We start from the raw sequence: 23,438 nt of genomic DNA on the forward strand, positions 1-23,438 counted from the left end.
CTCGATGAACCTTTACGGAGACGCGTAGGGTTCGCGCTCAAGCGCGCGCCCTCGGTGGGTGATGCCGCGGGTCATGGGGCCGGGATCGGCTGGAAGACGTATTGCGGCAGCCCTTCCGCTTCTTCATCCAGCCGCCGGCGCAGCTTTTCCCCTCCCAGAGCCAGCACCCGCACGTCCGGCTTTGTTTCCAGCCCTCCCCACCAACGCCGCAGCAGGCCCACCGCATCGCCCTCGAAACACCCGGGCAGGCCATCCGGATGGGCGATGCGGCTGGGAATGCCGAGTTCCTCCAGCATGGCGATGCCGGCAATCGCTTCCGCCGGTTTCGGGCCGATCAGGTAACGGGAGGGGCGTGGCCGAAACGGCAGGCTGTCCGCGGCGCCGATGAGCACCAGCCGGGGTGGGGGATTCTGGCGCCGGGCGGCATGCAGCGCGGCCGCCAGGCCCACTTCATCCGCCAGCAGTACCGGGGCCGCCGGTGCCGCGGGACCCAGCGGGCCGTTCACGCGGCAGGGGCTGCCGGGGCGCAGTTCGGGCAGCTTGCGGGCAAGCGCGGGGGGCAACAGCAGCGCGGTCCACTCGGCGTGTTGTTCCAGCACGGGTAGGCGGAGGCTTTGCCCCTGCAGGTCCAGTTCCAGCCATTGCCCCGGTGCGGCCGGCGGGTGGCGGGCCGCCAGGCGCAGCATCTGCCAGCCCTGGGCAAGCGGCCCCAGGCCTTGCACAGGGGCGTCGTTCACGGCGTGCGTTCAAAGACCACGCGCCCAGCCAGCAAGGTGTGGCTGGCACGGCCGCTGAATTCCCAGCCGTGGTAGAGGCTGTTCTTGCCGCGACTGAGCATGGTCTCGGGCCGATGCCACCAGACCGCGTGCGGGTCCAGCACGCAGATATCGGCCGGGGCGCCGGGCTGCAGGCGCCCCGCATCCAGGCCGAGGATGCGGGCCGGGTTGCTGGTCACGCAGGCCAGCGCCTGATGCAGCGGCAGTACACGATCATCGGCCAGGCGCAGGATCAGGGCGAGCAGGCTGTCCACCGCGGACACGCCGGGCTCGGTCTCGCTGAACGGGGCGCACTTGGCGTCGGCATCGTGGGGCTGGTGGTCGGAGCAGATCACCTCGATCACGCCCTGGGCCAGGGCGCGACGCAGGGCGTCCCGGTCGGCGGTGCTGCGCAGCGGCGGCTGCAGATGGGCCTCGGCGCGAAAGCCGCTGACGTCCATCTCGTTGAAGAACAGATGGTGAATGCTCACATCGGCGCTCACCGGCAGGCCGTCGTGACGGGCCCGGGCCAGCAATTCCGCGCCCCGGGCGGTGGACAGGCGGGTGAAGTGCACGGGCCCGCCCACGGCGTCCACCAGCGCCAGATCCCGGGCGAGCGCCGCGGTCTCGGCGGCCTCCGGTATGCCGGGAATGCCGAGCCGGGTGGCGACGTGCCCCTCGTGCATGCCGCCCTCGCGGTGCAGCCAGGGGTCCCGGGGGGTGAGCAGTACCGGCAGTTGCTGGGTGGCGGCGTATTCCAGCGCCCGGCGCAGCACCAGGCTGTTGGCCACCGGCTGGCCGCCGTCGCTGAGCGCCGGGCAGCCGGCCCGTTTCAGCGCGGCCATTTCGCTCAGGCGCTCGCCTTCCAGGCCCAGGGTCAGCGCCCCCAGCGGGATGACGCGGGCGGCGTCGGTTTCCTCGGCCCGGCGGTGGATCAGCTCCACCACCGAGGGGCTGTCGATCACCGGGCGGGTGTCCGGCGGGCAGCAGGCGTGGCCGATGCCGCCGCCGGCCGCGGCGCGGGCTTCACTGGCAATCGAGCCCTTGCGGCTATGGCCGGGTTCGCGCAGGCGCACGGACAGGTCCACCAGGGCGGGGATCACCCACTGCCCGGCGGCGTCCAGGGTGCGCTCGGCCTGGAAGCCGGCAGGCGCGTCGCCGATGGCCTGAATGCGCCCCTCGGCGATGAACACATCGGCCTCGCCGTCGAAGCCGCTGGCCGGGTCGATGACACGGCCGTTGCTGATCAGCAGGCCCTTCATGCCGCTCCCTCCCCCTGACGGGCCCCCAGGCACATGGACATCACCGCCATGCGCACGGCGATGCCGTTGGTGACCTGGCGCAGGATGACCGCGCGCTTGCCGTCGGCCACCGCCGAGTCGATCTCCACCCCGCGATTGATGGGGCCGGGGTGCATGACGATGGCCTCCGGGTGCGCCAGGGCGAGCCGTTCCTCGCTCAAGCCGTAGAGGCGAAAGTATTCCGATTCACTGGGCAGCAACGCGCCCTGCATGCGCTCGCGCTGCAGCCGCAGCATGATCACCACGTCCACGTCCCGCAGCCCGGCGGTGAGATCGTGATAGACCTGCGCCCCCAGACTGTCCACCTCGGCGGGCAGCAGGGTGCGCGGCCCGATCACCCGCACCTCGCCCACCCCCAGGCCGTTCAGGGCGTGGATCTGGGAGCGGGCCACCCGGGAGTGGAGGATGTCGCCGACGATGGCCACCCGCAGCGGGCCGAAATCCCCCTTGTGCTGGCGGATGGTGAGCATGTCCAGCATGGCCTGGGTGGGGTGGGCGTGCTGGCCGTCGCCGGCGTTGATCACCGCCACCCCGGGGCCGACTCGCTCGGCGACGAAATGTGCGGCGCCGGAGCTGGCGTGGCGCACCACGAACATATCGCTCTGCATGGCTTCCAGGTTGCGCAGCATGTCCAGCAGGCTCTCGCCCTTGCTGGTGGCGGAGTTGGCGATGTCCAGGTTGACCACGTCCGCCGACAGGCGCTTGGCGGCCAGCTCGAAAGTGGTGCGGGTGCGGGTGCTGGGCTCGAAGAACAGGTTCATCACCGTGCGCCCGCGCAGCAGCGGCACCGACTTGATGGACTTGTCGATCACCCCGGTGAAGGACTGGGCGGTGTCGAGAATGTCGGTGAGCAGCTCCCGGGGCAGGCCCTCGGTGCTGAGAAAATGCCGCAGCCGGCCCTGACGGTCCAGTTGGATATCGTTCACAGGCTGCGCTCCTGCCATTGCAGCGGCTCCGGTCCCCGCAACTTGATCTGGCGCTCGGCGGGTAGAGCCAGATGCTGGCCCACCACCTCGGCGGCGATCGGCAGTTCACGCCCGCCCCGGTCCACCGCCACGGCCAGGTGCACGCCGGCCGGGCGGCCGTAGTCGAAGATTTCGTTCAGTGCGGCGCGAATGGTGCGCCCGGTGTAGAGCACATCGTCGATGAGCAGGATGTGCCGTCCCTCCACCTCGAAGGGCAGCTGCGACGGCTGTACCCGGGGGTGCATGCCGATGCGGCTGAAATCATCGCGGTAGAAGGAGATGCCCAGTGTGCCCAGCGGTGTGCGCAGGCCCAGGCGGGGGTGCAGACGTTCGGCGATCCAGGCGCCGCCGGTGTGTATGCCGATCATGGCCGGGTCTTTCAGGCCCCGGGCCTCGATCAGCTGCGCGAGGCCCTCGGCCATGCGCTCGATGAGTTTCTCAGCTTGCTCCATGCGCCGCTTCCGCAAACCAGGTTTCGAGGATGACCTGGGCGGCCACCGCGTCCAGGCCGGCCTTGTGGCCGCCGCTCTCGCGCAGCCGCGCCTCGGCCTCGACGGAGGATAGCAGCTCCGCCACATGATGTACCGGCAGGTGGTAGCGGCCGTGCAGCCGCCGGGCGAAGCGCTCGGCCGCCTCGCTCATGGCGCTGGGGCTGCCGTCGGCGTGCAGGGGCAGGCCCACCACCAGCCCGGCCGGCGCCCACTGATCGAGCAGGGCGCGCAGCCGCTCCCAGGGGATGCCCTGGCGGCAGTCCAGCGTTTCCAGCGGACGCGCGCTCCCGGTGAGAGACTGCCCCACCGCCACGCCTAGGCGCCGCTCGCCGAAGTCGAAGGCCAGATAGGTGCCAGGGGGGCAGGTCATGGTGTGCCTTGTGGTCCGCGTATGCCGTCAATCGGGCACAGAGACTACGACGTTGCGCGGGCACTGTCCAAGGGCGCGGTGCCCGCGCCGCGGGTGGGCGTCCTCAGCCCGCCAGCATCCGCCACAGCTGGTGATAAAGCGGAATCCCGATGAGCACATTGAAGGGGAAGGTCAGGCCCAGCGAGGCCAGCATGGCCAGGCCGATGTTGGCCTGCGGAATGGCGGCACGCACCGCCACCGGGGCGGCGATGTAGGACGCGCTGGCGGTCAGCGCGGCGAGGACCACCGCCGAGCCTTCTTCCAGCCCCAGCCCGTAGCCCATGGCCAGGCCCGCGAGCGACAGCACGGCCGGGGCGCACAGGGCGAACACCATCAACCGCGCGTGGCCGAGCTTGAGTCCGCGCAGGGTGTCCGCCGCCACCAGGCCCATCTCCAGCAGAAACAGGGCGAGCACCCCCTGGAAGGCGCCGGTGTAGAGGCTGGTCACCCCGCTGCCGCCGTTGGGTCCGTACAGCCAGCCGATCAACACGCCGCCCACCAACAGGATCACGCCTCGGTTGGTCAGGGTTTCGTGCCACAGCGCCGAGGGCTGCTCCCCGGCCCGGGCCCCGGCCAGGTGGCGGAACAGAAACAGGCCGACGAGGATGGCGGGCAGCTCCAGCAGCACCAGGTAAAGCGTTACCTGGCCGCCCACCGCCAGTTCGTGGGTCTCGGCGTAGGCCAGTGCGACCGCGAAGGTGCCCGCGCTCACCGAACCATAATGGGCGGCGAGGCTGGCGCTGTCGGCCAGCGGCAAGCCCACCAGATGGCGCACCACGGGGAAGACCAGCAGCGGAATGGCAATGCCCAGCAGGGTGATGCCGGCCAGCTCCCACAGCAGCGCCGGGCTCAGGCTGCCGTTCAGGGCCATGCCGCCCTTGAGGCCGATGGTGAGCATGAGCAGCAGGCCGAGAACGTCACAGGCGGCCCGGGGAATGGACAGATCCGAGCGCACCAGGCCGGCGAACAGGCCGAGCAGGAAGAACATGACAACGATATCGGGCACGGGGACCTCCTTGGGCTTGTGGCGTTGCGGCGCAACAATCCCTGAGATGGCGCGGAAACGAAAGTAAATAAAAGATTCCCATGCATGGATGTTTATCTATAATTACTTCATGCGTCCGCGCCAGCTCACCATCCGTCTGCTCCAGGTCTACGCCGAAGTGGTGCGCTCCGGCTCCGTGACCGACACGGCCGCCCGGCTGCACCTGACGCAGCCCACCGTGTCCCAGCAACTGCGCCGGCTGCGCGAAATGGTGGGGGCGCGGATTCTGCACAGCCGCCAGGGGCGCTTGGTGCCCACCGAGGTGGGGCAGTCCTTGTATCGCTTGAGCCAGGATGTGCTCAGCCGCGTGGACAGCTTCGTGCAGTACCTGGACGAGTACCGCGAGGGAGAGCGGGGGCATTTCAGCATCGCGCTGGTGAACACCGCCCAGTACGTGCTCCCGCGGTTGCTGGCGCCCTTCACCCGCGATTGCCCCGATGTGGACGTCACGGTGGAGGTGGGTAACCGGGAACAGGTGCTGCAGCGCTTTCACCGCCACGAGGACGACCTGTACATCTTCAGCCATCCGCCGGCGGGTGAGGAGGTGATCGCGGCCCCTTTCCTGGCCAACCCCCTGGTGGTGGTCGCACCCGCCGATTCGCCCTGGGCGCGCCGCGGCCCCCTGTCCTTCAAAATGCTGGCCGGGGAGCGCTTCCTGCTGCGGGAGCCGGGCTCGGCCACCCGACGCCTGGTCGACAACTGGCTGAGCAGTCAGGAGATCAGCCTGCGCCACACCCAGCAGATTGCCAGCAACGAGGGGATACGTGTCGCGGTGGGCGCCGGCATGGGCCTGGCGGTGCTGTCCGAGCACGTGCTGCGCGAATCCCACCCCGAGATATGCATCCTGCCGGTGGGCGGGTTTCCCCTGCAGAGCCGCTGGCAGTTCGTGCTACGCCGCGGGCGGCATTTGCCGCCCGCGGCGCGGCGTTTTCTGGGCTTCTCGGCGCAGGCGCTGCGCCGGGAGATCGATGCGATGGAGGGTGAGCACGCCATCGCGGCGCTGCTCGCCGGCGGCGGGGGCAGCGACGATCAGGCGTGACCGGCTCCGGGGGCGAGCAGGTTCAGGTCCACCCCCAGCAGCGAGGCCGCGGCCTGCCAGCGCTCCGACGGCGCCCGCTCGAACAGGATGGCGCTGTCCGCCGGCCCGCTGAGCCAGCTGTTCTCGGCCAACTCCTGCTCCAGTTGCCCGGCCCCCCAGCCGGCATAGCCCAGGGCAATGAGAAAACGCTCCGGGCCTTCTTGCGCTGCCACGGCTTCCAGGATGTCCCGTGACGTGGTGATCGCCACCTCATCGCTGATCTGCAGCGAGGACTCCCATTGCCGCGAGGGGGCATGCAGCACGAAGCCACGATCCCGCTGCACCGGCCCACCCATGTAGACCACGGTCTGAGCCAGTTCGGGCGCCTCGCAGGGCAGGCTCATGTGCTCCAGCAATTCCCCCAGGGAGACCTCCGTGGGGCGATTGATGACGATGCCCAGCGCGCCCTCCTCGGTGTGCTCGCAGACGTAGGTGACGGTACGGGAGAAGTTGGGATCGTCCAGGCTGGGCATGGCGATCAGGAAATGGCCGTTGAGGAAGTCTTCCGTGCTCATGGAGCCAGTATCCGCCAGGGGGGGCTCGGCGGACAAGGGCGTTGCGCTCAGCGGGTGCTCAAGCCCCCAGCGCTGAAGCGCCAGGTGCGAGTGATCACCAGTTGCTCCCTGCCCTGGCGCACCTCGGCGGCCACCGCGGGGTAGGGGGCGGCGAGTTGCACGATGCGCATGGCGGCCTGGTCCAGCGCCGGGTGGGGGGAGGGGCGGTTGATGCGGATGTCCGCCACGCTGCCGTCGGCCCGCAGGGTCACATCCAGCACCAGGCTGCCGCTCAGTCCCAGGCGCCGGGCCTGCTCGGGGTAGTTGAGATTGCCCACCTGTTCCACCCGGTCGATCCAGCGGCGCATATAGTCGGCGGCCGCGTGGGCGCGGGTGGCGGCGCTGATGAAATGCTTGCTAGGCCCGCGGGCGCCGGCGGCCTCGGGGGAGGGGTCGAATTCCGCCTGGCGGGCGCTGCTGGTGCGAGTGGGGCGCAGGTTGATCGGCTCCAGCGCCCGGGGCGCGGGGCGGTGGCTGTCTTGGCGCCGGGCGCGCTCGCGGGCGGTGGCCTCGCTGCTGATCAGGGATTCGCTGTCCCGATGCGCTCGCCGAGTCTGCTCTCGGCGCTGCTGCTGGGACAGCCCGGCCTGGCGGCTGTGGGTATGGGAGGGCTCCCGTGGCCGAGCGCGGTCATCCAGGTCGCCGCCGCCTTCCTGGTCGGCTTGGGCGAGGAAGTCATGGTGCTCAGGCGCCTGTTGCTCGGGTAACGTCGCCAGCGTGATCTCCAGTACGTCCCGGGGCGGGCGCTTGGCCGGGTCCGCCTGGCTGAAGCCAACGCCCAGGATGATAAGCCCGTGCAGCACCGCGGCCAGGAACAGAGCCAGGGCCAGGCGGTCGGGGGCGTGGGCTTGGGCGGTGGTGGCACTCATGGACGGTAGCTTAAACGGCGCAGTATGGCCGCGGCCAGCAGGCCGTTCACGATTCCAAAGGCCAGGGCCGCGCTGAGCAGCACCGGCAGCAGTTTGAGCAGCGCCGGGTGGGGGATGAACAGCTGCCAGGCCAGTAAAAACTGGGTGCCCATATGCGCCATGCTGGCCAGCACGCTGCAGCCCACGGCGCCAATCCCCGGCAGGCGGGCGGCGAGCCCCAGGGCCAGTACCGCCGCCAGCGCCCCGCCCAGGCTGAGAATGAAGGTGGGCGAGAGGAAGGTGCCCAGGATCAGCCCACCGGCCAGCACCCGCAGCACCGCCACCCAGGCCGCCGCGCGCCAGCCAAACCGCAGCAGCACCACCACCGTGATGATGTTCGCCAGCCCCGGCTTGATGCCCGGCACCGGGCTTGGCAGGGCGGACTCCGCCACGTGGATGACGATGGCCAGCGCTGCCAGCCAGGCGATGCGCAGGTCTTCCCGTTGGGCCTGTACCACGCTCATGGGGGCTTAAAAGTTCATGGCATCGTAGCCGCCGTCGCCTTCCACTCGCACCACCACCTGGTTGGGCAGGCAGATGGCGCTCTCGCCGGCCTGCTCCAGCCAGCCGGTGCGCACGCAGATCTGCCGCGGGCCGGGAGAGGCCGTCACCCGCACCCGGCCATCCCGCACCTCGATGCGGCTCTCGCCCAGCGGCCCCTGTACCCGCCATTGCCCCGGCTGGTCCAGGGCTAGCCGATGGCGTTGCTCGCCGGCCACCCAGACACTGGCATGGGTCGCCCGGCCCGGCTCGCCCCAGAGCAGCGCGTAACTGGCGATAACCGCCAGCAGGGCGAGCAGGCACAGCAGGCGGTCGGTCCAGCTCACGGAATCGACACCTGGAGCACGGCCGCCGGCTCGCGCTCGAAGCGCAGCCGCTCGGCCATGGCGGGGCTCAGCCGGGCGCGGCCCTGGTTGTCCATCAACAACACGCGCTCGATGCCCAGCCGGGCGGCCAGCCGGGGCCATTGCGTGGGGCCGGCCACGAACAGCGCCGTGGCGGCCGCATCGGCCAGGGTGCCCTGCTCGGTGATCACCGTGAGCGACTGCGCCCCGCGGGCGGGTTCGCCGCTGCGAGGATCCAGCAGGTGGTGATAGCGTCGGCCCTGATGCTGGAAGTACCGTTCGTAGTCACCGGAGGTGAAGATGCACTCGCCGGGCTGCAGTCGCACCGCGGCGAGCACGCCGCTCTCGCGGGGGTGGCGGATTCCGATGCGCCAGTCGCGTTTGGCCGGTCGGCCCAGGGTGCACAGATCGCCCCCTGCGTTGACGATGGCCGCGCGGGCGCCGGCCCGTCGCGCGGCTTCCACCGCCCGGTCCACGGCGTAGCCCTTGGCGAAGGCGCCCAGATCCAGCTCCAGGCCTTGGGCGGGGGGCAGTAGCCGCGTCCCGGCGCATTCCTCCGCGGGGGCGGCTCCTGGTCGTGAGTCTTGGGTCTCGGCCGTTCTTGGTCCCGCGTTTTCCACGCAGGCGTCTGAGGCGCTTGTCGGGTCGAAGCGCAGCTCATCGAGGCTGGCGCGCCGGGCGCGCCAGGCGCGCAGCTCCCCGGGCGGCGGAGGCTGCGCGGGGGTGGTCTCTTGATGAAAGCCCCATAGACGGATCAGCGGGGCGATGGCGGGGTCGAAAAGCCCGTCGCTGGCGCGGGTGAGCGTCTGAGCGTGGCGTAGCAGGGCGGCGAGCCCCGCGGAGGCGGCCACGGGCTGGCCGTCACGCAGGGCGGCGTTGACCCGGCGCAGTTCGCCGTTGCCCTGCCAGGGGTGCAGGCGGTCATGCAGGCGCTGCAGGTCCGCTTCGATGCGTTGGCCCAGCGCCTGGGCTTCGTCGTCCGTGAGCCCGTAGAGGCTCAGCTCCACCACGGTGCCCATGACCAGAATGCGCCCCCGCCAGGGTGTCTCCGACTGCTCGGCGCAGCCGGCCAGCAGCACGACCGCGGCGAGCAGCAGGGCTCTCACCGCAGACGCCTCTCGATGACATCCAGCAGCTGGGCGCTGATGTTGATGCCGTAGAGGGCGTCCAGTTCGCGCACGCAGGTGGGGCTGGTGACGTTGATCTCGGTGAGGAAGTCGCCGATCACATCCAGGCCCACGAAGAGCAGGCCCATCTCACGCAGGGTGGGGCCCACCTGCTCGGCGATCCAGCGATCCCGGTCGCTCAGAGCGACCCCTTCGCCGCGGCCGCCGGCGGCCAGATTGCCGCGGGTCTCGCCCGCCGCCGGGATGCGCGCCAGGGCGTAAGGCACCGGTTCGCCGTCGATCATCAAGATGCGTTTGTCGCCGTCCTTGATCTCGGGCAGGAACTTCTGGACCATGATGTAACGGCCGCCGTGCTCGGTGAGGGTCTCGATGATTACCGACAGGTTCGCCTCGTCGGGCTCCACCACGAAGATGGACGCGCCCCCCATGCCGTGCAGGGGCTTGAGGACGCTCTTGCCGTGCTCGGCGACGAAGGCGCGCAGCCGGGTCGCGTCGCTGGTCACCTCGCAGGGGCCGCAGCACTGGGGGAATTGCAGCGCGAACAGCTTTTCATTGGCATCGCGCAGGCTCTGCGGGCGGTTCACCACCAGCGCGCCGGCCTGCTGGGCGTGCTCCAGAATGTAGCTGGCGTACAGGAACTGGCTGTCCACCGGCGGGTCCTTGCGCATCAGGATCACGTCCAGCTCGGCCAGGGGGCCGTCCTCGGCTTCGCCCAGTTCGAAGTAGTCATGGTCCTGGTCCCGCACGCGGATGGCTCGGTGACGACCGCGGGCCTCGCCCTGGCGCAGGTAAAGGTCACCCAACTCCAGGTAGCGCAGTGTCCAGCCGCGCCGCTGGGCTTCCAGCATCATGGCGAGGCTGGTGTCCTTGTAAGGCGTGATCGACTCGATGGGGTCCATCACCACGCCGCATCGGATGCTCATAAGGTCTCCCTTGGGTTCCGGTGTTTTCAGCTCGGCCTATTTCAGCTCGGCGATTTCCCGAGCCGCTGCCAGCAGTGCCAGGCGAGCGATCACGCCGTAGGCATAGAAGCGGTTGGGCTGGGCGTCCGGCGCCTGGTGGAGGTCGGGGTTGGTACAGCTGCCGGCGAAGGCCAGCGACTGGAATTGCATGCCCGGGGCGTTGAGGTTCTCGGTGGCGCTGCGCGCCTGGTGCACGCGGTAGAAGCCGCCCACTACGAAGTGGTCGATCATGTAGACCACCGGCTCGGCGCTTGCGAACTGCTCGCCCCAGGTTTCGTACGTATAAACCCCTTCCTGGATGAGCACCCGGCTGACGGCCAGACCCTCCTTGGCGGAGGCCATCTTGTTGCGCTGCTTGCGGTTCAGCTGGTGAATCTCCTCCACGCTGCTGACGCTCATGATGCCCATACCATAGGTGCCCGAATCGGCCTTGATGATCACGAAGGGCTCGCGATCGATGCCGTACTCCTCGTACTTGGCGCGGATGTCCGCGAGCAGGGCGGAAACATTGCGTGACAGGCAGTCCTCTCCCTCGCGCTTCTTGAAGTCGATCTTGCCGCAGTTGCGGAACAGCGGGTCGATCAGCCAGGGGTCTATGCCGATCAGCTCACAGAACTCCGTCGCCACGTTCCGGTAGTGTCCGAAGTGTCCGGACTTCGAGCGATTGCTCCAGCCGATTCCGGGAGGCGGAGTCACCGGCTGGTCCAGGCCTTCGAGGATCTCGGGGCGCCCACCGGAGAGGTCGTTGTTGAGCAGCACCAGGCAAGGCTGGTAGTCGCCGATGTGCACCCGCCGGCCCGTGCGCTGCAGCGGCTCCAGCACCAGATCGCGCCCCGAGGGCAGCGCCAGGGTGGTGGCTTCGGTGATTTCCTCGGCGATCGAGCCGATGCGGACGCGGAAGCCTGCCTTGGTGATGATTTCCTGCAGGGCCGCGACATTCTCCAGATAGAAGGTGTTGCGGGTATGGCGCTCGGGCACCAGCACCACGTCGGCCGCCGTGGGGCAAAGCCGCTCGATCGCTGTCTGCACGGCGTGTATGCACAGCGGCAGGAAGTCCGGGTTGAGGTTGTTGAAGCCTGCCGGAAACAAGTTGGTGTCCACCGGGGCAAGCTTGAAGCCGGCGTTGCGCAGATCCACCGAGCCGTAGAACGGCGCCGGGGTGAGTCGCCACTGCTGGCGCAGCCAGGCCTCGATCTGCGGCTGCTGCTCCAGAAGCTGCGTTTCGATTTGTTGCAGCGGCCCGTTCAACGCGGTGGTAAGGTGAGGGACGGCCGGGGTCGGATTCGTTGCCATGAGGGCCTCTCGCTGAGGGTGGTTTGGCCTGTGTTGGAAGGCGGCGGCCGGCCAGTGGATTGGAGGCGGCGCCTGCCCGGGCCGTTGGATTGTACCGTAGATGTGTGGTAAATAAACTTGGTAACCGGCGCAAAATACAAGACACGACGGCGACACACAGGTCGTCTGAAGAACAACAGATAACGAGCCGGGGGAGAGTCGGTGGATAGCATGGCTAGTGAAGACGGGCTGGACGGCCTGAAGGTAATGGTCATCGATGACAGCAAGACCATCCGTCGCACGGCGGAGACCTTGCTGAAGAAGGAAGGCTGTGACGTGATCACGGCCACCGATGGCTTCGAGGCCCTCGCGAAGATCGCCGATTACCGGCCCGAGATCATTTTTATCGATATCATGATGCCGCGTCTGGACGGCTATCAGACCTGCGCCCTTATCAAGCATAATCAGAGTTTCCGGGCGACACCGGTGATCATGCTCTCGAGCAAGGACGGTCTGTTCGACCGTGCGCGCGGCCGCGTCGTCGGTTCCGAGCAGTATCTCACCAAGCCGTTTACCCGGGACGAATTGCTGTCGGCCATTCGGCGCCACCGCAAGCAGGCGGCCTGAGGCGGCGGCACCGCCATTGTTTCCGTCCCCAGTGGGGGGGCGGGCCCAAATCCGAATTGAAGGGGGCTCCATGACTCGAGTTCTGGTAGTTGACGACTCACCCACCGAGGTGCACGTGCTCAGGGGCATGCTGGAAAAGCATGGCTACGAGGTGCTGGTGGCCGAGACCGGTGAGCAAGGCATCAAGGTGGCGCAGGAGAGTGCCCCGGACGTGATCCTGATGGACATCGTCATGCCCGGCGTGAATGGCTTCCAGGCCACCCGCAAGCTCAGCAAGGACCCGGCGACCTCATCCATCCCGATCGTCATGATCAGCACCAAGGATCAGGACACGGACCGCATCTGGGCCAAGCGCCAGGGTGCCTTGGACTACATAACCAAGCCGGTAACGGAAGAAGAGCTGCACAGCAAGATCAAGGCGGCTCTCGCCGGCTGACGGCTCAGTTAATCATTGGTGTAAAAAAATGGCGCACGAACAACAACAACAGGCCGCCTTCACTCTGCTGCAAGACTATGCTCGCCGTGGCCGCGAGCATGGTGCCGAGTTGCCTTCCCAGGACGAAGTCCGCGAGGAGTGGGGGGGCATCGGATTCCGGCTCGGCGGAGTGCGCTGCGTCGCCGCCCTGGGCGATGTGACGGAAATTCTCACCTATCCCGATCTTTCCCGTGTGCCGCGGGCCAAAACCTGGGTCAAGGGCTTGGCCAATGTGCGCGGTAATCTGCTGCCCATCATGGACCTCAATGCCTATCTGGGGCGCCCGCCTGCGCGCCTTAATCGGGCCAGCCGCGTGTTGGTGATCGATCAGGTCGGTGTGCATGCCGGGTTGCTGGTGGATGAGGTGCTGGGCATGCGTCACTTCTTCCAGGAAGAGTACAGCACCGAAGTCGGAGCCGTGGATGGGGCGGTGGCGCCTTATCTGACCGGCGTGTTCCGACGGGGCGACGGCGACTGGCACGTGTTCGACATGCACGCACTGGCGGCTAGTCCACAGTTTCTGAAAGTCGCCGGCTGAGACAATCGGTCGGTGGAATAAAAAGGCTTCCTTTTGGTCTCGGTAGAACCGCGGCTTTCTCTCGGAGGGGTTCAAACCATGAAGGTGTTTCGCCAAGGACAGCAGACGAGCGGTTCCTCGCTCTCCCGTGTACTGGGTCTGCTGGTAATACTGTCCATTCTGCTGATGGTGGTCAGCTTCGGTTATCTGGAGTATCACGCGCGTTTCGACCGTGAATACATCCAGCGCGCCGAGGCGATCCGCGTGCTCTCGCAGAAGATCGCCAAGAACGCATCGGAGGCCGCCAACGGCAAGACCGACGCCTTCGCCCTGTTGGCCGAATCCCGAGCCGACCTGGCCGAGAACGTGCAGATCCTGCAGGGCGGCAACCCCGAGACCGGTCTGCCGGCCACCGTCAATGCCACCGAAGACGCCGCCGAGGCGCTGGTGAAGGTGGTGCGTCCTTGGGAAGAAGTGCGCGCCGACGTGGACAATATCCTCTCCCGCCGGGAAATGGTTATCCGGGTCAACGAACTGGCCGAGCAGTTCCGCGTCACCGTACCCCTCATCCAGGAGCAGGCAGCGGCCCTGGCGGATCGGCTGATCCAGTCCAGTGCCCAGCGTTCCCAGGTCCAGCAGGCTACCCAGCTGGAGCTGGCCGCCGAGCGTATCGGCCGGCACATCGGCGAGATGCTGCGCGGTGGGGTGGGCAACATCACCGCGGCGCAGCGTCTTGGCAACGCCACGGAAGCCTTCGCCGAAGTTCTCCAGGGGCTGCGGGCCAGCGGCGTGAGCGACGCCCGCGGTCGTCAGGCGCTGGAGCGGATCGACAAGCAGTTCGGCGCCATGCAGGGGCAGATCGGCGAGATCCTGGAGCGTTCCCCGGAACTGTTCCGGGTGCGCGACGCCGCCGACAATATCTTCATCACCTCCGAGCAGCTGCAGGCCACCACCGAATTCCTGCTCAAGGAATACCGCGCTCTGGTGAACACCCGCCCGGTGCCGCCGTTGACCGGCTTCGCCTTCGGCCTGTTGGCGCTGGTGCTGCTGTTCCTGCGCGGTATCGCCACCCGAGCCCAGGGCCGTCGGGAAGTGGCCGAGAAGGAGGCCGAGAAGGCGCGTAGCGATGAGCAGACCCGGCGCAACCAGGAGGCGATCCTGGCGCTGCTCGACGAGATCGAGGACCTCAAGGAAGGTGATCTGACCGTGCACGCCACGGTGGGCGAGGAGATCACCGGCGCGATCGCCGATGCCTTCAACGACACCATCGATTCCCTGCGCAGCCTGGTAACCACCATTAACGAGACCTCGGTGCAGGTTTCCTCGGCGGCCCAGCAGACTCAGGCCACCGCCATGCACCTGGCGGAAGCCTCGGACCACCAGGCCCATCAGATCACCGCGGCCTCCGCGGCGGTGAACGAGATGGCGGTGTCCATCGACCAAGTGTCGAAGAACGCCCAGGAATCCGCCGCGGTGGCGCAGAAGTCGGTGGATCTGGCGCTCAAAGGTGCCGAGACCGTGCGTCGCACCATCGACGGCATGGACACCATCCGCGAACAGATCCAGGAGACCTCCAAGCGCATCAAGCGTCTGGGTGAGTCCTCTCAGGAGATCGGCAACATCGTCGAGCTGATCAACGACATTGCCGACCAGACCAATATCCTCGCCCTGAACGCGTCCATCCAGGCCGCCATGGCCGGTGAGTCCGGCCGCGGTTTCGCGGTGGTCGCGGATGAGGTGCAGCGACTGGCCGAGCGCTCCGGTAACGCCACCAAGCAGATCGAGGCGCTGGTCAAGACCATCCAGACCGATACCAACGAAGCGGTCATCTCCATGGAGCAGAGCACCGCGGGCGTGGTGCAGGGGGCTCGACTGGCCGAGGACGCCGGCGACGCGCTGCGCGAGATCGAGGGCGTGTCCCAGCAGTTGGCCGGGCTGATCCAGAACATCTCCGAGGCCTCGCGTCAGCAGGCCAACGCGGCGGCCAACGTGTCCGACACCATGAACGTGATCCAGGAGATCACCTCGCAGACCTCCGCGGGCACCAACGAAACCGCCACCTCCATCGGCAACCTGGCGGATCTGGCCAACGATCTGCGCAACTCGGTGGCCGGCTTCAAGCTGCCGGAGTAGAGGGAGCAGATGGCGACCATGGCCACGGCGGAACACAACTCACAGCCCGTCTACTGGGGCGGGCTTGAGAAACTTCCTGACATGGACGGCGCGCAGTTCGACCAGTGGGTCGCGCTGCTGCACGACCGGACCGGGATGAACATGCCGCCGGAGCGCAAGTCCTTCCTGATGACCAGTGTCGGCCTGCGTATGCGGGAAGTGGGGTATGAGGACTACCAGTCCTACTACGAATACCTCACCTCCGGGCAGGCCGGTGCGGTGGAATGGACGGCCCTGGTCGATCGGCTGACGGTGCACGAGACCCGGTTCTTCCGTGATCCGCGGGCGGTGGAGTTCCTGCGCCAGCATTGGCTGCCGGGCGCCATCGAGCGGGCGGGCAACGGCGAGACGGTACAGTTGTGGAGCGCCGGCTGCTCCACCGGGGAAGAGCCTTTTACCCTGGCCATGGTGCTGGACGAGGCCTTCCTTGCCGAGCGAATCCGGGGTTACTACGCCATCACCGCCACCGATATCAGCCTCTACTCCCTGGCAACCGGCAAGGAAGCGGCCTATCCCGCCCGGCGGTTGAACAACATTCCGGAGCCCTACCGCAGTGCCTACTGCGAGCCGCTGGACGGCGGCGGTTTCCGGATCATGGAACGGCTGCGCCGGCGAACCTGCTTCGCCTTCATGAACCTGCTGGAGGTCCGGCATGCGCCACTGGCGCCCATGGACCTGATCTACTGTCAGAACGTCCTGATCTACTTCGATCGGGAACGGCGCGAACAAATACTTAACGGCCTGGTGCGTCACTTGCGCGTTGGCGGGCTTCTGGTGCTGGGCGCCGGAGAAATGATCGGCTGGAGCCATCCGCAGATGATGCGGGTGGCGGACACCGATGTGCTCGCCTTTCGTCGTGAAGCGGACCAGGCACGGGTGCGGCTATGAGCAGACACACCGGTAGTGACCACAGCGCCCTGAGCTGGGTCAAGAAAGAGCTGGACGAGACCCTCAAGCAGGCCGGGCAGGCGCTGGAGGCGTACACAGAAGAACCCGAGGACGACGGCCAGCTGCGCTTCTGCGCCACGCATCTGCACCAGGTGCACGGCATCCTGCAGATGCTGGAGCTGTTCGGCGCGGCGCTGCTCGCCGAGGAAATGGAAGCCCTGACCCAGTCCCTGCTCGAAGAGCAGGTGCGTAACCGGGACGAGGCCTACGAGGTCCTCATGCGGGGCATCCTGCAGCTTCCGGATTACCTGGAACGGCTGCAGGGCGGCCAGCAGGACGTGCCCGTACTGCTGTTGCCGCTGATGAACGATATGCGCGCTGCTCGCGGCGCGGCCTTGCTCACCGACAACGCCTTCTTCGCCCCCGACCTGGAGGCGGGCGCGGCACAGGCGCGCCACGCCCAGCGCGGTGGGGGGCTGCAGGAGCAGGCGAAGGCTCTGCGTCACCGCTTCCAGCTGGGGCTGCTCGCCTATCTGCGCGGGCAGGGCGCGGCCAAGGGCCTGCGCCAGATGCTGCAGGTGCTCGACCAGCTGGATGGAGCTTCCGCCGATGATCAGACGGGCACACTCTGGTGGGTGGCCGCGGGTCTGGTGGAAGCGCTGGAGGCCGGCGCCCTGGAGACCAGTGTCAGCGTCAAGATGCTGCTGGGCCAGGTGGATCGGCAGATCAAGCGTGCCGGCGTGGAAGGCGAAGAGGCCATGCAGGTCTCACCGCCGCGGGACCTGATTCGCAACCTCATGTATTACGTCGCCCGGGCTGAAGCCCTGGGCGAGCGTGTGCCCGCGATCCAGGCCCAGTACGGCCTCAAGGATCTGCTGCTCGACGAGGAGCAGATCAGGCAGGCCCAGCAGGGTATGAGTACCCCCAATGCCGAGATCCTCGGCACCGTGGCCGGTGCCGTGGGCGAGGACATGGCCGCGGTGAAGGACGCGCTGGATCTGATGGCGCGTAGCGGTCAGCCAGACGAAGAACGCCTGGCCGGATTGGTCGAGACCCTCAAGCGCATCGCAGACACTCTGGGGATCTTGGGCTTGGGTGCGCCGCGCAAGGCGGTCAAGGAGCAGGTCGATTTCATCAACGATCTGCGCAGCGGTGATGCCAGGCTCGACGAGGCGCAGCTGATGCGCACCGCCGAGGCGCTGCTGTACGTGGAGTCGGCGCTGGCGAGCTTGGCCGGCGGGCGTTCCACCGCCGAGGCCGAGCAGACCGAAATCGGCGAAGCCGGTGATAGCCTGTTCGAGAGCGAATTCCAGCAGGTCTTCGACAACGCTCTGGGCGAGGCAGCCGTGGAGTTCGGCCAGGCCAAGGAAGCGATCGTTCGTTATATCGAGGACGAGGACAGCACCGGACTGCCCAAGGTGCCGGAGCACTTCGCCAATGTGCGCGGCATGCTGCGGCTGCTTAACCTGCGTCGGGCCGCCGGCCTGGTGGGCGCGGCGCGCAACTGCGTGACCGAGTGCCTGCTGGAGAGTGAGACCGTGCCTGGGGGCGAGGCCCTGGATGCGCTGGCTGACGGGATCACCAGCCTGGAGTACTACCTGGAAGGCCTGCGCGAGCAGCGTGGTGGCACCGAACAGATTCTCGATGTCGCTCAAAAGGCGCTGGAGCGCCTGGGATACCCGCCTCTGGCCGACGAGGACAGCGAGCCGGAACTGGTGGCCAGCAACGCCGCCCCGGCGAGCGAAGCGCCGGCGGCCGACGGGCCGGTGACCCACGAGGAGGCCGCCGACGGGGACGCCTTCACCTTCGGTGAGCTGACCCTGGATGAGGAGCCCGAGCAGGCCGAGCCTGAGCCTGAGCCGGAAGCCGTCGAGCCGCAACCGCAAGAGGCGGCCGCGCCGACGACCGAGCCGACCGTCGACGAAGACCCCGCGCCGGACGCGCCGCCCGCCGTGGCGGTGAAGCCCACGGGCCGCGTCAATCTGGAGATTGAAGAGTTCGGCGAGGATCTGGATGACGAGATCCTCGACATCTTCCTGGAAGAGGCCGATGAGGTCCTGGAGACCCTGCGGGAGGAAGTGCCCAAGTGGCAGGCGAATCCCGATGATCAGGGGGCTCTGGGCACTACCCGACGTATGTTCCATACCCTCAAGGGCAGTGGCCGTCTGGCCGGCGCCCTGCTGCTGGGCGAGCTCGCCTGGGCTTGCGAGAATCTGCTCAACCAGGTGCTGGAGCGCGGCGTGGATGCCGCGGATCCGCGCGTGCATCGGGTCATCAATGAGTCCATGGCCTTCCTTCCCGGCCTGGTGGCGCAGATGCGCGACGGCAGTCGGCCCGAGGGCGATATCCGGGGCCTGATGCACAGGACCGACCTGTTGGCCGACCCCTCGCGCCACGACGAACTGGCTGAGCTGGAGGCTGCATCCTCAGCCGAGGCGCCGGCCGGTCCAGCCGCCGAGGACAGTGCCGCGGGCGCCCCCCACGCAGAAGCGGGCGACGCTGCGCCGGAAGCTTCCGATGAGCAGCCGGAGCTGCTCGCCGCCGAGGAAGGCGTCGAGGAAGTGTCCTCCGCCGGCGATCAGGAATTCGACTGGGATAACGCCCAGGTCGAGGAGATCGAGCTCAGCGCCCCGGCGCCGTACGAAGATGATCAGGTGGCGCTAGAGTCGCCGGAAGCGCCCGACACAGGGACGCAAAGGGATGCGCCGGCGGCGCAGCCGGTGGAAGAGCCCGCCATGGACCCGGTGCTCTACGAAATCTTCAGCTCCGAGACCCGCGATCACCTGAGCACGGCCCGCGAGCAGCTGGCCCGCACCGACGCCGAAGGTGGCGCACCCGCCAACGATGCGCTGCTACGCGCACTGCATACCCTTACCGGCAGTGCCCATATGGCGGACGTTGACCCCATTGCCCGGGTTGGCCGGGCGTTGGAGCGGTTCGCCAATGGCCGTCGGGAACGCCAGGAAACCCTGGGCGCCGACGATCTGGCCTTGATGCACGAAGGCGCCGAGCTGATCGATCAACTGGTGGAGGCTCTGGGCCAGCCGGGTGGGGCGTTGCCCGAGGTGGAGAGCTTCCTGGGCCGGCTGGCCGAGCGTAGCGATGAGGCGGCCGGCGCCGGTTACCTGGCTGCTGCGGCGTTTGATCTGGACGCGGAGCCGTCGGAGGACGAATTCACTGTTTCCCGGGCGCAGGCAACCGAGGCCGAAGCGCCGCGAGTGGCCCCGGAGCCGCTGGCTGACATACCGGTCGAGCGTGTCGCCTCGGAGGAGGCCCACGCCGCGGGCGGCGGTTTCGATGACGTGGACGAGGAACTGATCGACCTGTTCCTGGAAGAGGCCGAGGATATCCTGCAGTTCATGGAGTCCACGGTGGAGCGCTGGGAAGAGGCGCCGGAGCATGCCGGTACCATTGCCGAGCTGCACCGTTCCCTGCATACGCTCAAGGGCGGGGCGCGGCTGGCCGGCTTCAACGGCATCGGCAGCCTGTGCCACGTACTGGAGAGCCTCTCCGGCGAAGTGGCCGAGCACAAGGTGCCGGCAGACGACAGCTTCTTCAATCTGCTCCATGAATCCCTGGACGGGCTGAACGCCCTGGTGGTGCAGGCGCGCGCCGGCCAAAGGCCGGAGGCGCCGGTGGAGCTCATGGCCAGGATCGCCCTCATGCGCGGTCTGGAGGTCGATGCGGTCGGCGCGATGGAAGACGATTTCGCCGACCTCGCCGATGAGGAATTGGTGGAAGTCTTCCTGGAGGAGGCCTCCGACATACTCGCCAGCTCCGAGGCCCAGTTGCATGAGTGGAGCGACAATCCCCAGCACGTCGAGCTGGTGGTCGAGCTGCAACGCGCGCTGCACACCCTCAAGGGCGGTGCGCGCATGGCGGGCTTCGCGCCCATCGCGGATCTGGGCCACGCCCTGGAGAATCTGCTGGTGGGCGTGCAGAAGCAGCAGGTGGCCGTGGGGCCGGGCCTGTTCGATTTGCTGGAGCGGGTCTTTGACTGTCTCTACAGCCAGCGCGAGCAGGCCGAGCAGAAGCAGCCCCTGGCGCCCGCCGCCAAACTGATCGAGGAAATCGCCCGCTATCGCGACGGCGGTGGCGAGGACGAACCCGCCATCCCCGTACCGCCGGTGGCCGCGCCGGAAGCGGGCAAGCCCGAGAGCGAGGCCGCGCCGGCCCCGAGCGTGGAGGGCTTGCCGGAGCTGCCCGCCCGGGCAGCGAGCAAGGAAGAGAGCCGCGCCAGTCAGGACGTGGTACGGGTGCACTCCGGGTTGCTGGACAACCTGGTGAACTACGCCGGCGAGGTCAGCATTTACCGCGCCCGCCTGGAGCAGCAGGTGGGGGCCTTCCGCTTCAACCTCGGTGAGCTGGATCAGACCGTGAGCCGTCTGCGCGAGCAGCTGCGCACCATGGAGATCGAAACCGAAACCCAGATCCTCTACCGCTTCGAGCGCGAGAACGAGGGCGTGGAGGCCGAGGAGCCGGAGGAGGATTTCGATCCCCTGGAGCTGGACCGTTTCTCCGGCATTCAGGAAACTTCCCGCGGCCTGAGCGAGTCGGTCAATGACCTGCTCAGCATCCAGAACATGCTGGACCATCTCTCCCGCGAGGCGGAAACCCTGCTGCTGCAGCAGTCCCGGGTCAACACCGAGTTGCAGGACGGCTTGATGCGCACCCGCATGGTGCCCTTTGCCAATATGGTACCGCGCATGCGTCGCATCGTCCGTCAGACTGGCCAGGAACTGGGCAGGCAGGCTCAGATTCATGTCCAGGGTGCCCAGGGCGAAATGGACCGCACCGTGCTCGAGCGCATGGTGCCGCCGTTGGAGCATATGCTGCGCAACGCCATCGCCCACGGTATCGAGGCGCCCCAGGCGCGGGCCGCGGCCGGCAAGCCGGAGACCGGCACCATCAATGTCGCCTTCTATCGGGAAGGCGCCGACGTGGTGGTGCGGGTGAGCGATGACGGTGCCGGTATGAACCTGCAGGCCATCCGCGACAAGGCGGTGAGCCGTGGGCTGATGCCCGAGAATGCGCCGCTCACCGACAAGGAGATCATGCAGTTCGTGCTGGAGGCCGGCTTCAGCACCGCCCAGGAGGTGAACCAGATCGCCGGGCGCGGTGTGGGCATGGACGTGGTCAATGCGGAGATCAAACAGCTGGGCGGCACCCTGGACATAGACTCGGTCGACGGGCTGGGTACCACTTTCACGGTGCGTCTGCCCTTCACCCTGGCCATGAACCAGGCGCTGTTGTGCCAGGCCGGTGAGGAAACCTACGCCATTCCGCTCTCCAGCATCGAGGGCGTGGTGCGCATGAGCCATGAAGAGCTGGAGGAGTGCCTGCGGCATCCGGAGCAGGCGAATTACCAGTACGGTGAGGAGCGCTACGAGGTGCGCAGCCTTGCCGTGTTGCTGGGTGCCGGCGAGCCGGTGTTGCCCGGGCCTGGCAAGCGCGCGCCGCTGATTCTGGTTCAGACCGGCGATCACCGCCTCGCCCTGCAGGTGGATGGCCTGCTGGGCAACCGTGAGATCGTGGTGAAATCGGTGGGTGCGCAGATCAGCACCGTGCCGGGGATCTTCGGCGCGACCATTCTGGCAGACGGGCGGGTGGTGCTGATTCTGGACATCAGCTCGCTGGTCCGTCTGGGGATCACCCAGTTAATCTCGGAAGAGGCCGGCGGTGGCGCCGGTGAGCGGGAACAGGTGCGGGCCAAGCGACTGATCATGGTGGTGGACGACTCCATCACCATGCGCAAGGTCGCCACCCGCCTGCTGGAGCGCAATGGTATGGACGTGGTCACCGCCAAGGACGGTGTGGACGCCGTGGCACAGCTGCAGGAGCATCTGCCCGATGCCATGCTGCTGGATATCGAGATGCCGCGGATGGACGGCTACGAGCTGGCCACCCATATGCGCAACGATGCGCGCCTGAAGGGCGTGCCCATCATCATGATCACCTCCCGGACCGGCGAAAAGCACCGTCAGCGGGCCATGGACATCGGCGTCAACCGCTACCTGGGCAAGCCGTACCAGGAGAGCGATCTGCTGGAGAATCTCCAGGAACTGCTGGGGGCGGGCGGTGGCAGCGATTGAGCAGTTGAACGAGGCCCTGCGCGTCGGGGTACTCGGGGCAAGCCAGCTGGGACGCGAGGAGATGCGCGAGGCCCTGATTCGGTGCGGGCTGGACGTGTCGCTGGAGGACAGCCTGGCGGGCTATCTGTTCAATCTGGGCGAGCATCCGTCGGTGCACGTCTTGCTGGTGGACCTGGACGAAGCCGCCGACCGGGACCTGGACGCGCTGGGCGAACTGCTGGACAAGGCACCGGCGCCCATGGTCTTTTGCGACGCCAGCGCGCGGCCCGATAACCGCGCCTGGATGCTGCGTCTGGCGGAAAAGTTGCACCGGGCCGCCCAGCGTCAGCCCAGCGAAGCGCCGCGCGGTGGGGCGCCGAAGAACCCAGCCGCGGACCCGATCGTGGCGGTGTCCGTACCGGACACCGCGGCGCCTCAGGGCCACCGTCCCGAGCGGGTGTGGGTGCTGGGTGCGTCCTTCGGTGGTCCGGAGGCCGTCAAACGCTTTTTGGGGGCGATGCCCGAGCCGCCGCAAGCCGCCTTCATCATCGCCCAGCACATCGGCGAGGGTTTCGTGGAAGTGATGGCGCAGCAGCTAAGCCGCTCCAGCGCCTTCCAGGTAGTGCCCGCGGCGGAAGGCGAGCACATCCGCCCGGGGCGTGTGTATATCGCCCCGGTGGAGCGCCGCTTGCACATAGACGCCGAAGGGCGGGTGCGCCTGGGTGAGGAAACCCGCAAGCTCAGCTACGCGCCGTCCATCGATTCGGTGATGGAGGAAGTCGCCCGGCGCTACGGTGCCAATGGCGGCGCGATCATCTTCAGTGGCATGGGCGACGATGGCGCGCGGGGCTGTCAGGCCGGGGCCGGCGGCCTGGTCTGGGCGCAGGATTCCGCCAGCTGCGCCATCGACAGCATGCCCAGTTGCGCGCGCAACACCGGCGTCGTGGCCCACAGCGCACCCCCCGAGGCGCTGGCC

The 23,438-nt window shown here is 67.8% G+C and carries 21 protein-coding genes; 8 read left to right on the forward strand and 13 right to left on the reverse strand.

Annotation, left to right across the window (positions count from 1 at the left end):
• Positions 1-71: 71 nt before the first annotated feature.
• From GBG68_RS06560 to GBG68_RS06585, 6 genes are all read right to left on the reverse strand, one after another.
• The gene (locus GBG68_RS06560; protein WP_152146127.1) at positions 72-737 is read right to left on the reverse strand and encodes a hypothetical protein; all 666 of its coding nucleotides are present in this window, start codon (positions 735-737) and stop codon (positions 72-74) included.
• The gene (locus tag GBG68_RS06565) at positions 734-2,017 is read right to left on the reverse strand and encodes a dihydroorotase (RefSeq protein WP_152146128.1); all 1,284 of its coding nucleotides are present in this window, start codon (positions 2,015-2,017) and stop codon (positions 734-736) included. The genes GBG68_RS06560 and GBG68_RS06565 overlap by 4 nt, the downstream gene beginning before the upstream one ends.
• Complete coding sequence (locus GBG68_RS06570) at positions 2,014-2,982, reverse strand: aspartate carbamoyltransferase catalytic subunit (RefSeq protein WP_413463310.1); 969 nt, start codon at positions 2,980-2,982, stop codon at positions 2,014-2,016. The genes GBG68_RS06565 and GBG68_RS06570 overlap by 4 nt, the downstream gene beginning before the upstream one ends.
• Entirely contained in the window at positions 2,979-3,473 is a 495-nt protein-coding gene (gene pyrR / locus GBG68_RS06575) for a bifunctional pyr operon transcriptional regulator/uracil phosphoribosyltransferase PyrR (protein ID WP_152146130.1), read from the reverse strand. Before pyrR ends, GBG68_RS06570 begins: the two co-directional genes overlap by 4 nt.
• Positions 3,460-3,882, reverse strand: a complete 423-nt coding sequence (gene ruvX, locus GBG68_RS06580) for a Holliday junction resolvase RuvX (RefSeq protein ID WP_152146131.1) — start codon at positions 3,880-3,882, stop codon at positions 3,460-3,462. Before ruvX ends, pyrR begins: the two co-directional genes overlap by 14 nt.
• 103 nt (positions 3,883-3,985) lie before the next feature.
• Positions 3,986-4,927, reverse strand: coding sequence for a sodium-dependent bicarbonate transport family permease (locus GBG68_RS06585; RefSeq protein ID WP_152146132.1), 942 nt, complete (start codon positions 4,925-4,927; stop codon positions 3,986-3,988).
• Positions 4,928-5,015: 88 nt separating this feature from the next.
• Between GBG68_RS06585 and GBG68_RS06590 the strand changes: the two genes are divergently transcribed.
• Complete coding sequence (locus tag GBG68_RS06590; RefSeq protein ID WP_226801689.1) at positions 5,016-6,005, forward strand: LysR family transcriptional regulator; 990 nt, start codon at positions 5,016-5,018, stop codon at positions 6,003-6,005.
• Here GBG68_RS06590 and GBG68_RS06595 read toward each other — a convergent pair.
• From GBG68_RS06595 to gshA, 7 genes are read right to left on the reverse strand one after another with little or no spacing between them, the layout of a single operon-like run.
• Complete coding sequence (locus GBG68_RS06595) at positions 5,996-6,559, reverse strand: YqgE/AlgH family protein (protein WP_152146133.1); 564 nt, start codon at positions 6,557-6,559, stop codon at positions 5,996-5,998. The genes GBG68_RS06590 and GBG68_RS06595 overlap by 10 nt on opposite strands.
• Positions 6,560-6,606: 47 nt before the next feature.
• Positions 6,607-7,467 carry an energy transducer TonB gene (locus GBG68_RS06600; RefSeq protein WP_152146134.1) on the reverse strand — a complete coding sequence of 287 codons (861 nt, stop codon included), beginning with the start codon at positions 7,465-7,467 and terminating at the stop codon, positions 6,607-6,609.
• Positions 7,464-7,970, reverse strand: coding sequence for a Gx transporter family protein (locus GBG68_RS06605; protein WP_152146135.1), 507 nt, complete (start codon positions 7,968-7,970; stop codon positions 7,464-7,466). The genes GBG68_RS06600 and GBG68_RS06605 overlap by 4 nt, the downstream gene beginning before the upstream one ends.
• A 6-nt stretch (positions 7,971-7,976) precedes the next feature.
• A complete protein-coding gene (locus GBG68_RS06610) occupies positions 7,977-8,333 on the reverse strand; it encodes a NusG domain II-containing protein (RefSeq protein WP_193222246.1) in 357 nt (118 codons plus the stop codon).
• Positions 8,330-9,457: an FAD:protein FMN transferase gene (locus tag GBG68_RS06615; protein ID WP_152146137.1), complete on the reverse strand. Its 1,128-nt coding sequence runs from the start codon at positions 9,455-9,457 to the stop codon at positions 8,330-8,332. The genes GBG68_RS06610 and GBG68_RS06615 overlap by 4 nt, the downstream gene beginning before the upstream one ends.
• Entirely contained in the window at positions 9,454-10,401 is a 948-nt protein-coding gene (gene gshB, locus GBG68_RS06620; protein ID WP_152146138.1) for a glutathione synthase, read from the reverse strand. The genes GBG68_RS06615 and gshB overlap by 4 nt, the downstream gene beginning before the upstream one ends.
• 36 nt (positions 10,402-10,437) lie before the next feature.
• Positions 10,438-11,733 (reverse strand): glutamate--cysteine ligase, encoded by a 1,296-nt coding sequence (gene gshA / locus GBG68_RS06625; RefSeq protein ID WP_152146139.1) that lies wholly within the window; start codon positions 11,731-11,733, stop codon positions 10,438-10,440.
• A 210-nt stretch (positions 11,734-11,943) separates the two neighbouring features.
• On the opposite strand from gshA, the gene pilG reads away from it, so the two are divergent.
• The 7 genes from pilG to GBG68_RS06660 form a co-directional block, all read left to right on the forward strand.
• Entirely contained in the window at positions 11,944-12,339 is a 396-nt protein-coding gene (gene pilG, locus GBG68_RS06630) for a twitching motility response regulator PilG (RefSeq protein WP_152146140.1), read from the forward strand.
• Positions 12,340-12,409: 70 nt separating this feature from the next.
• On the forward strand, positions 12,410-12,775 hold the full coding sequence (locus tag GBG68_RS06635) for a response regulator (protein WP_152146141.1): 366 nt from the start codon (positions 12,410-12,412) through the stop codon (positions 12,773-12,775).
• A 28-nt stretch (positions 12,776-12,803) separates the two neighbouring features.
• A complete protein-coding gene (locus GBG68_RS06640; RefSeq protein WP_152146142.1) occupies positions 12,804-13,352 on the forward strand; it encodes a chemotaxis protein CheW in 549 nt (182 codons plus the stop codon).
• A gap of 78 nt (positions 13,353-13,430) precedes the next feature.
• Positions 13,431-15,464: a methyl-accepting chemotaxis protein gene (locus GBG68_RS06645; protein WP_152146143.1), complete on the forward strand. Its 2,034-nt coding sequence runs from the start codon at positions 13,431-13,433 to the stop codon at positions 15,462-15,464.
• An 18-nt stretch (positions 15,465-15,482) separates the two neighbouring features.
• On the forward strand, positions 15,483-16,391 hold the full coding sequence (locus GBG68_RS06650; RefSeq protein ID WP_152146144.1) for a CheR family methyltransferase: 909 nt from the start codon (positions 15,483-15,485) through the stop codon (positions 16,389-16,391).
• Complete coding sequence (locus tag GBG68_RS06655) at positions 16,388-22,483, forward strand: Hpt domain-containing protein (RefSeq protein ID WP_152146145.1); 6,096 nt, start codon at positions 16,388-16,390, stop codon at positions 22,481-22,483. The genes GBG68_RS06650 and GBG68_RS06655 overlap by 4 nt, the downstream gene beginning before the upstream one ends.
• Positions 22,470-23,438, forward strand: a 969-nt coding sequence (locus GBG68_RS06660) for a chemotaxis protein CheB (RefSeq protein WP_152146146.1), incomplete at its 3' end; no start/stop codon positions are given. The genes GBG68_RS06655 and GBG68_RS06660, both read left to right, overlap by 14 nt.

This window comes from Alkalilimnicola sp. S0819, assembly GCF_009295635.1.
GTDB lineage: Bacteria > Pseudomonadota > Gammaproteobacteria > Nitrococcales > WHIW01 > S0819.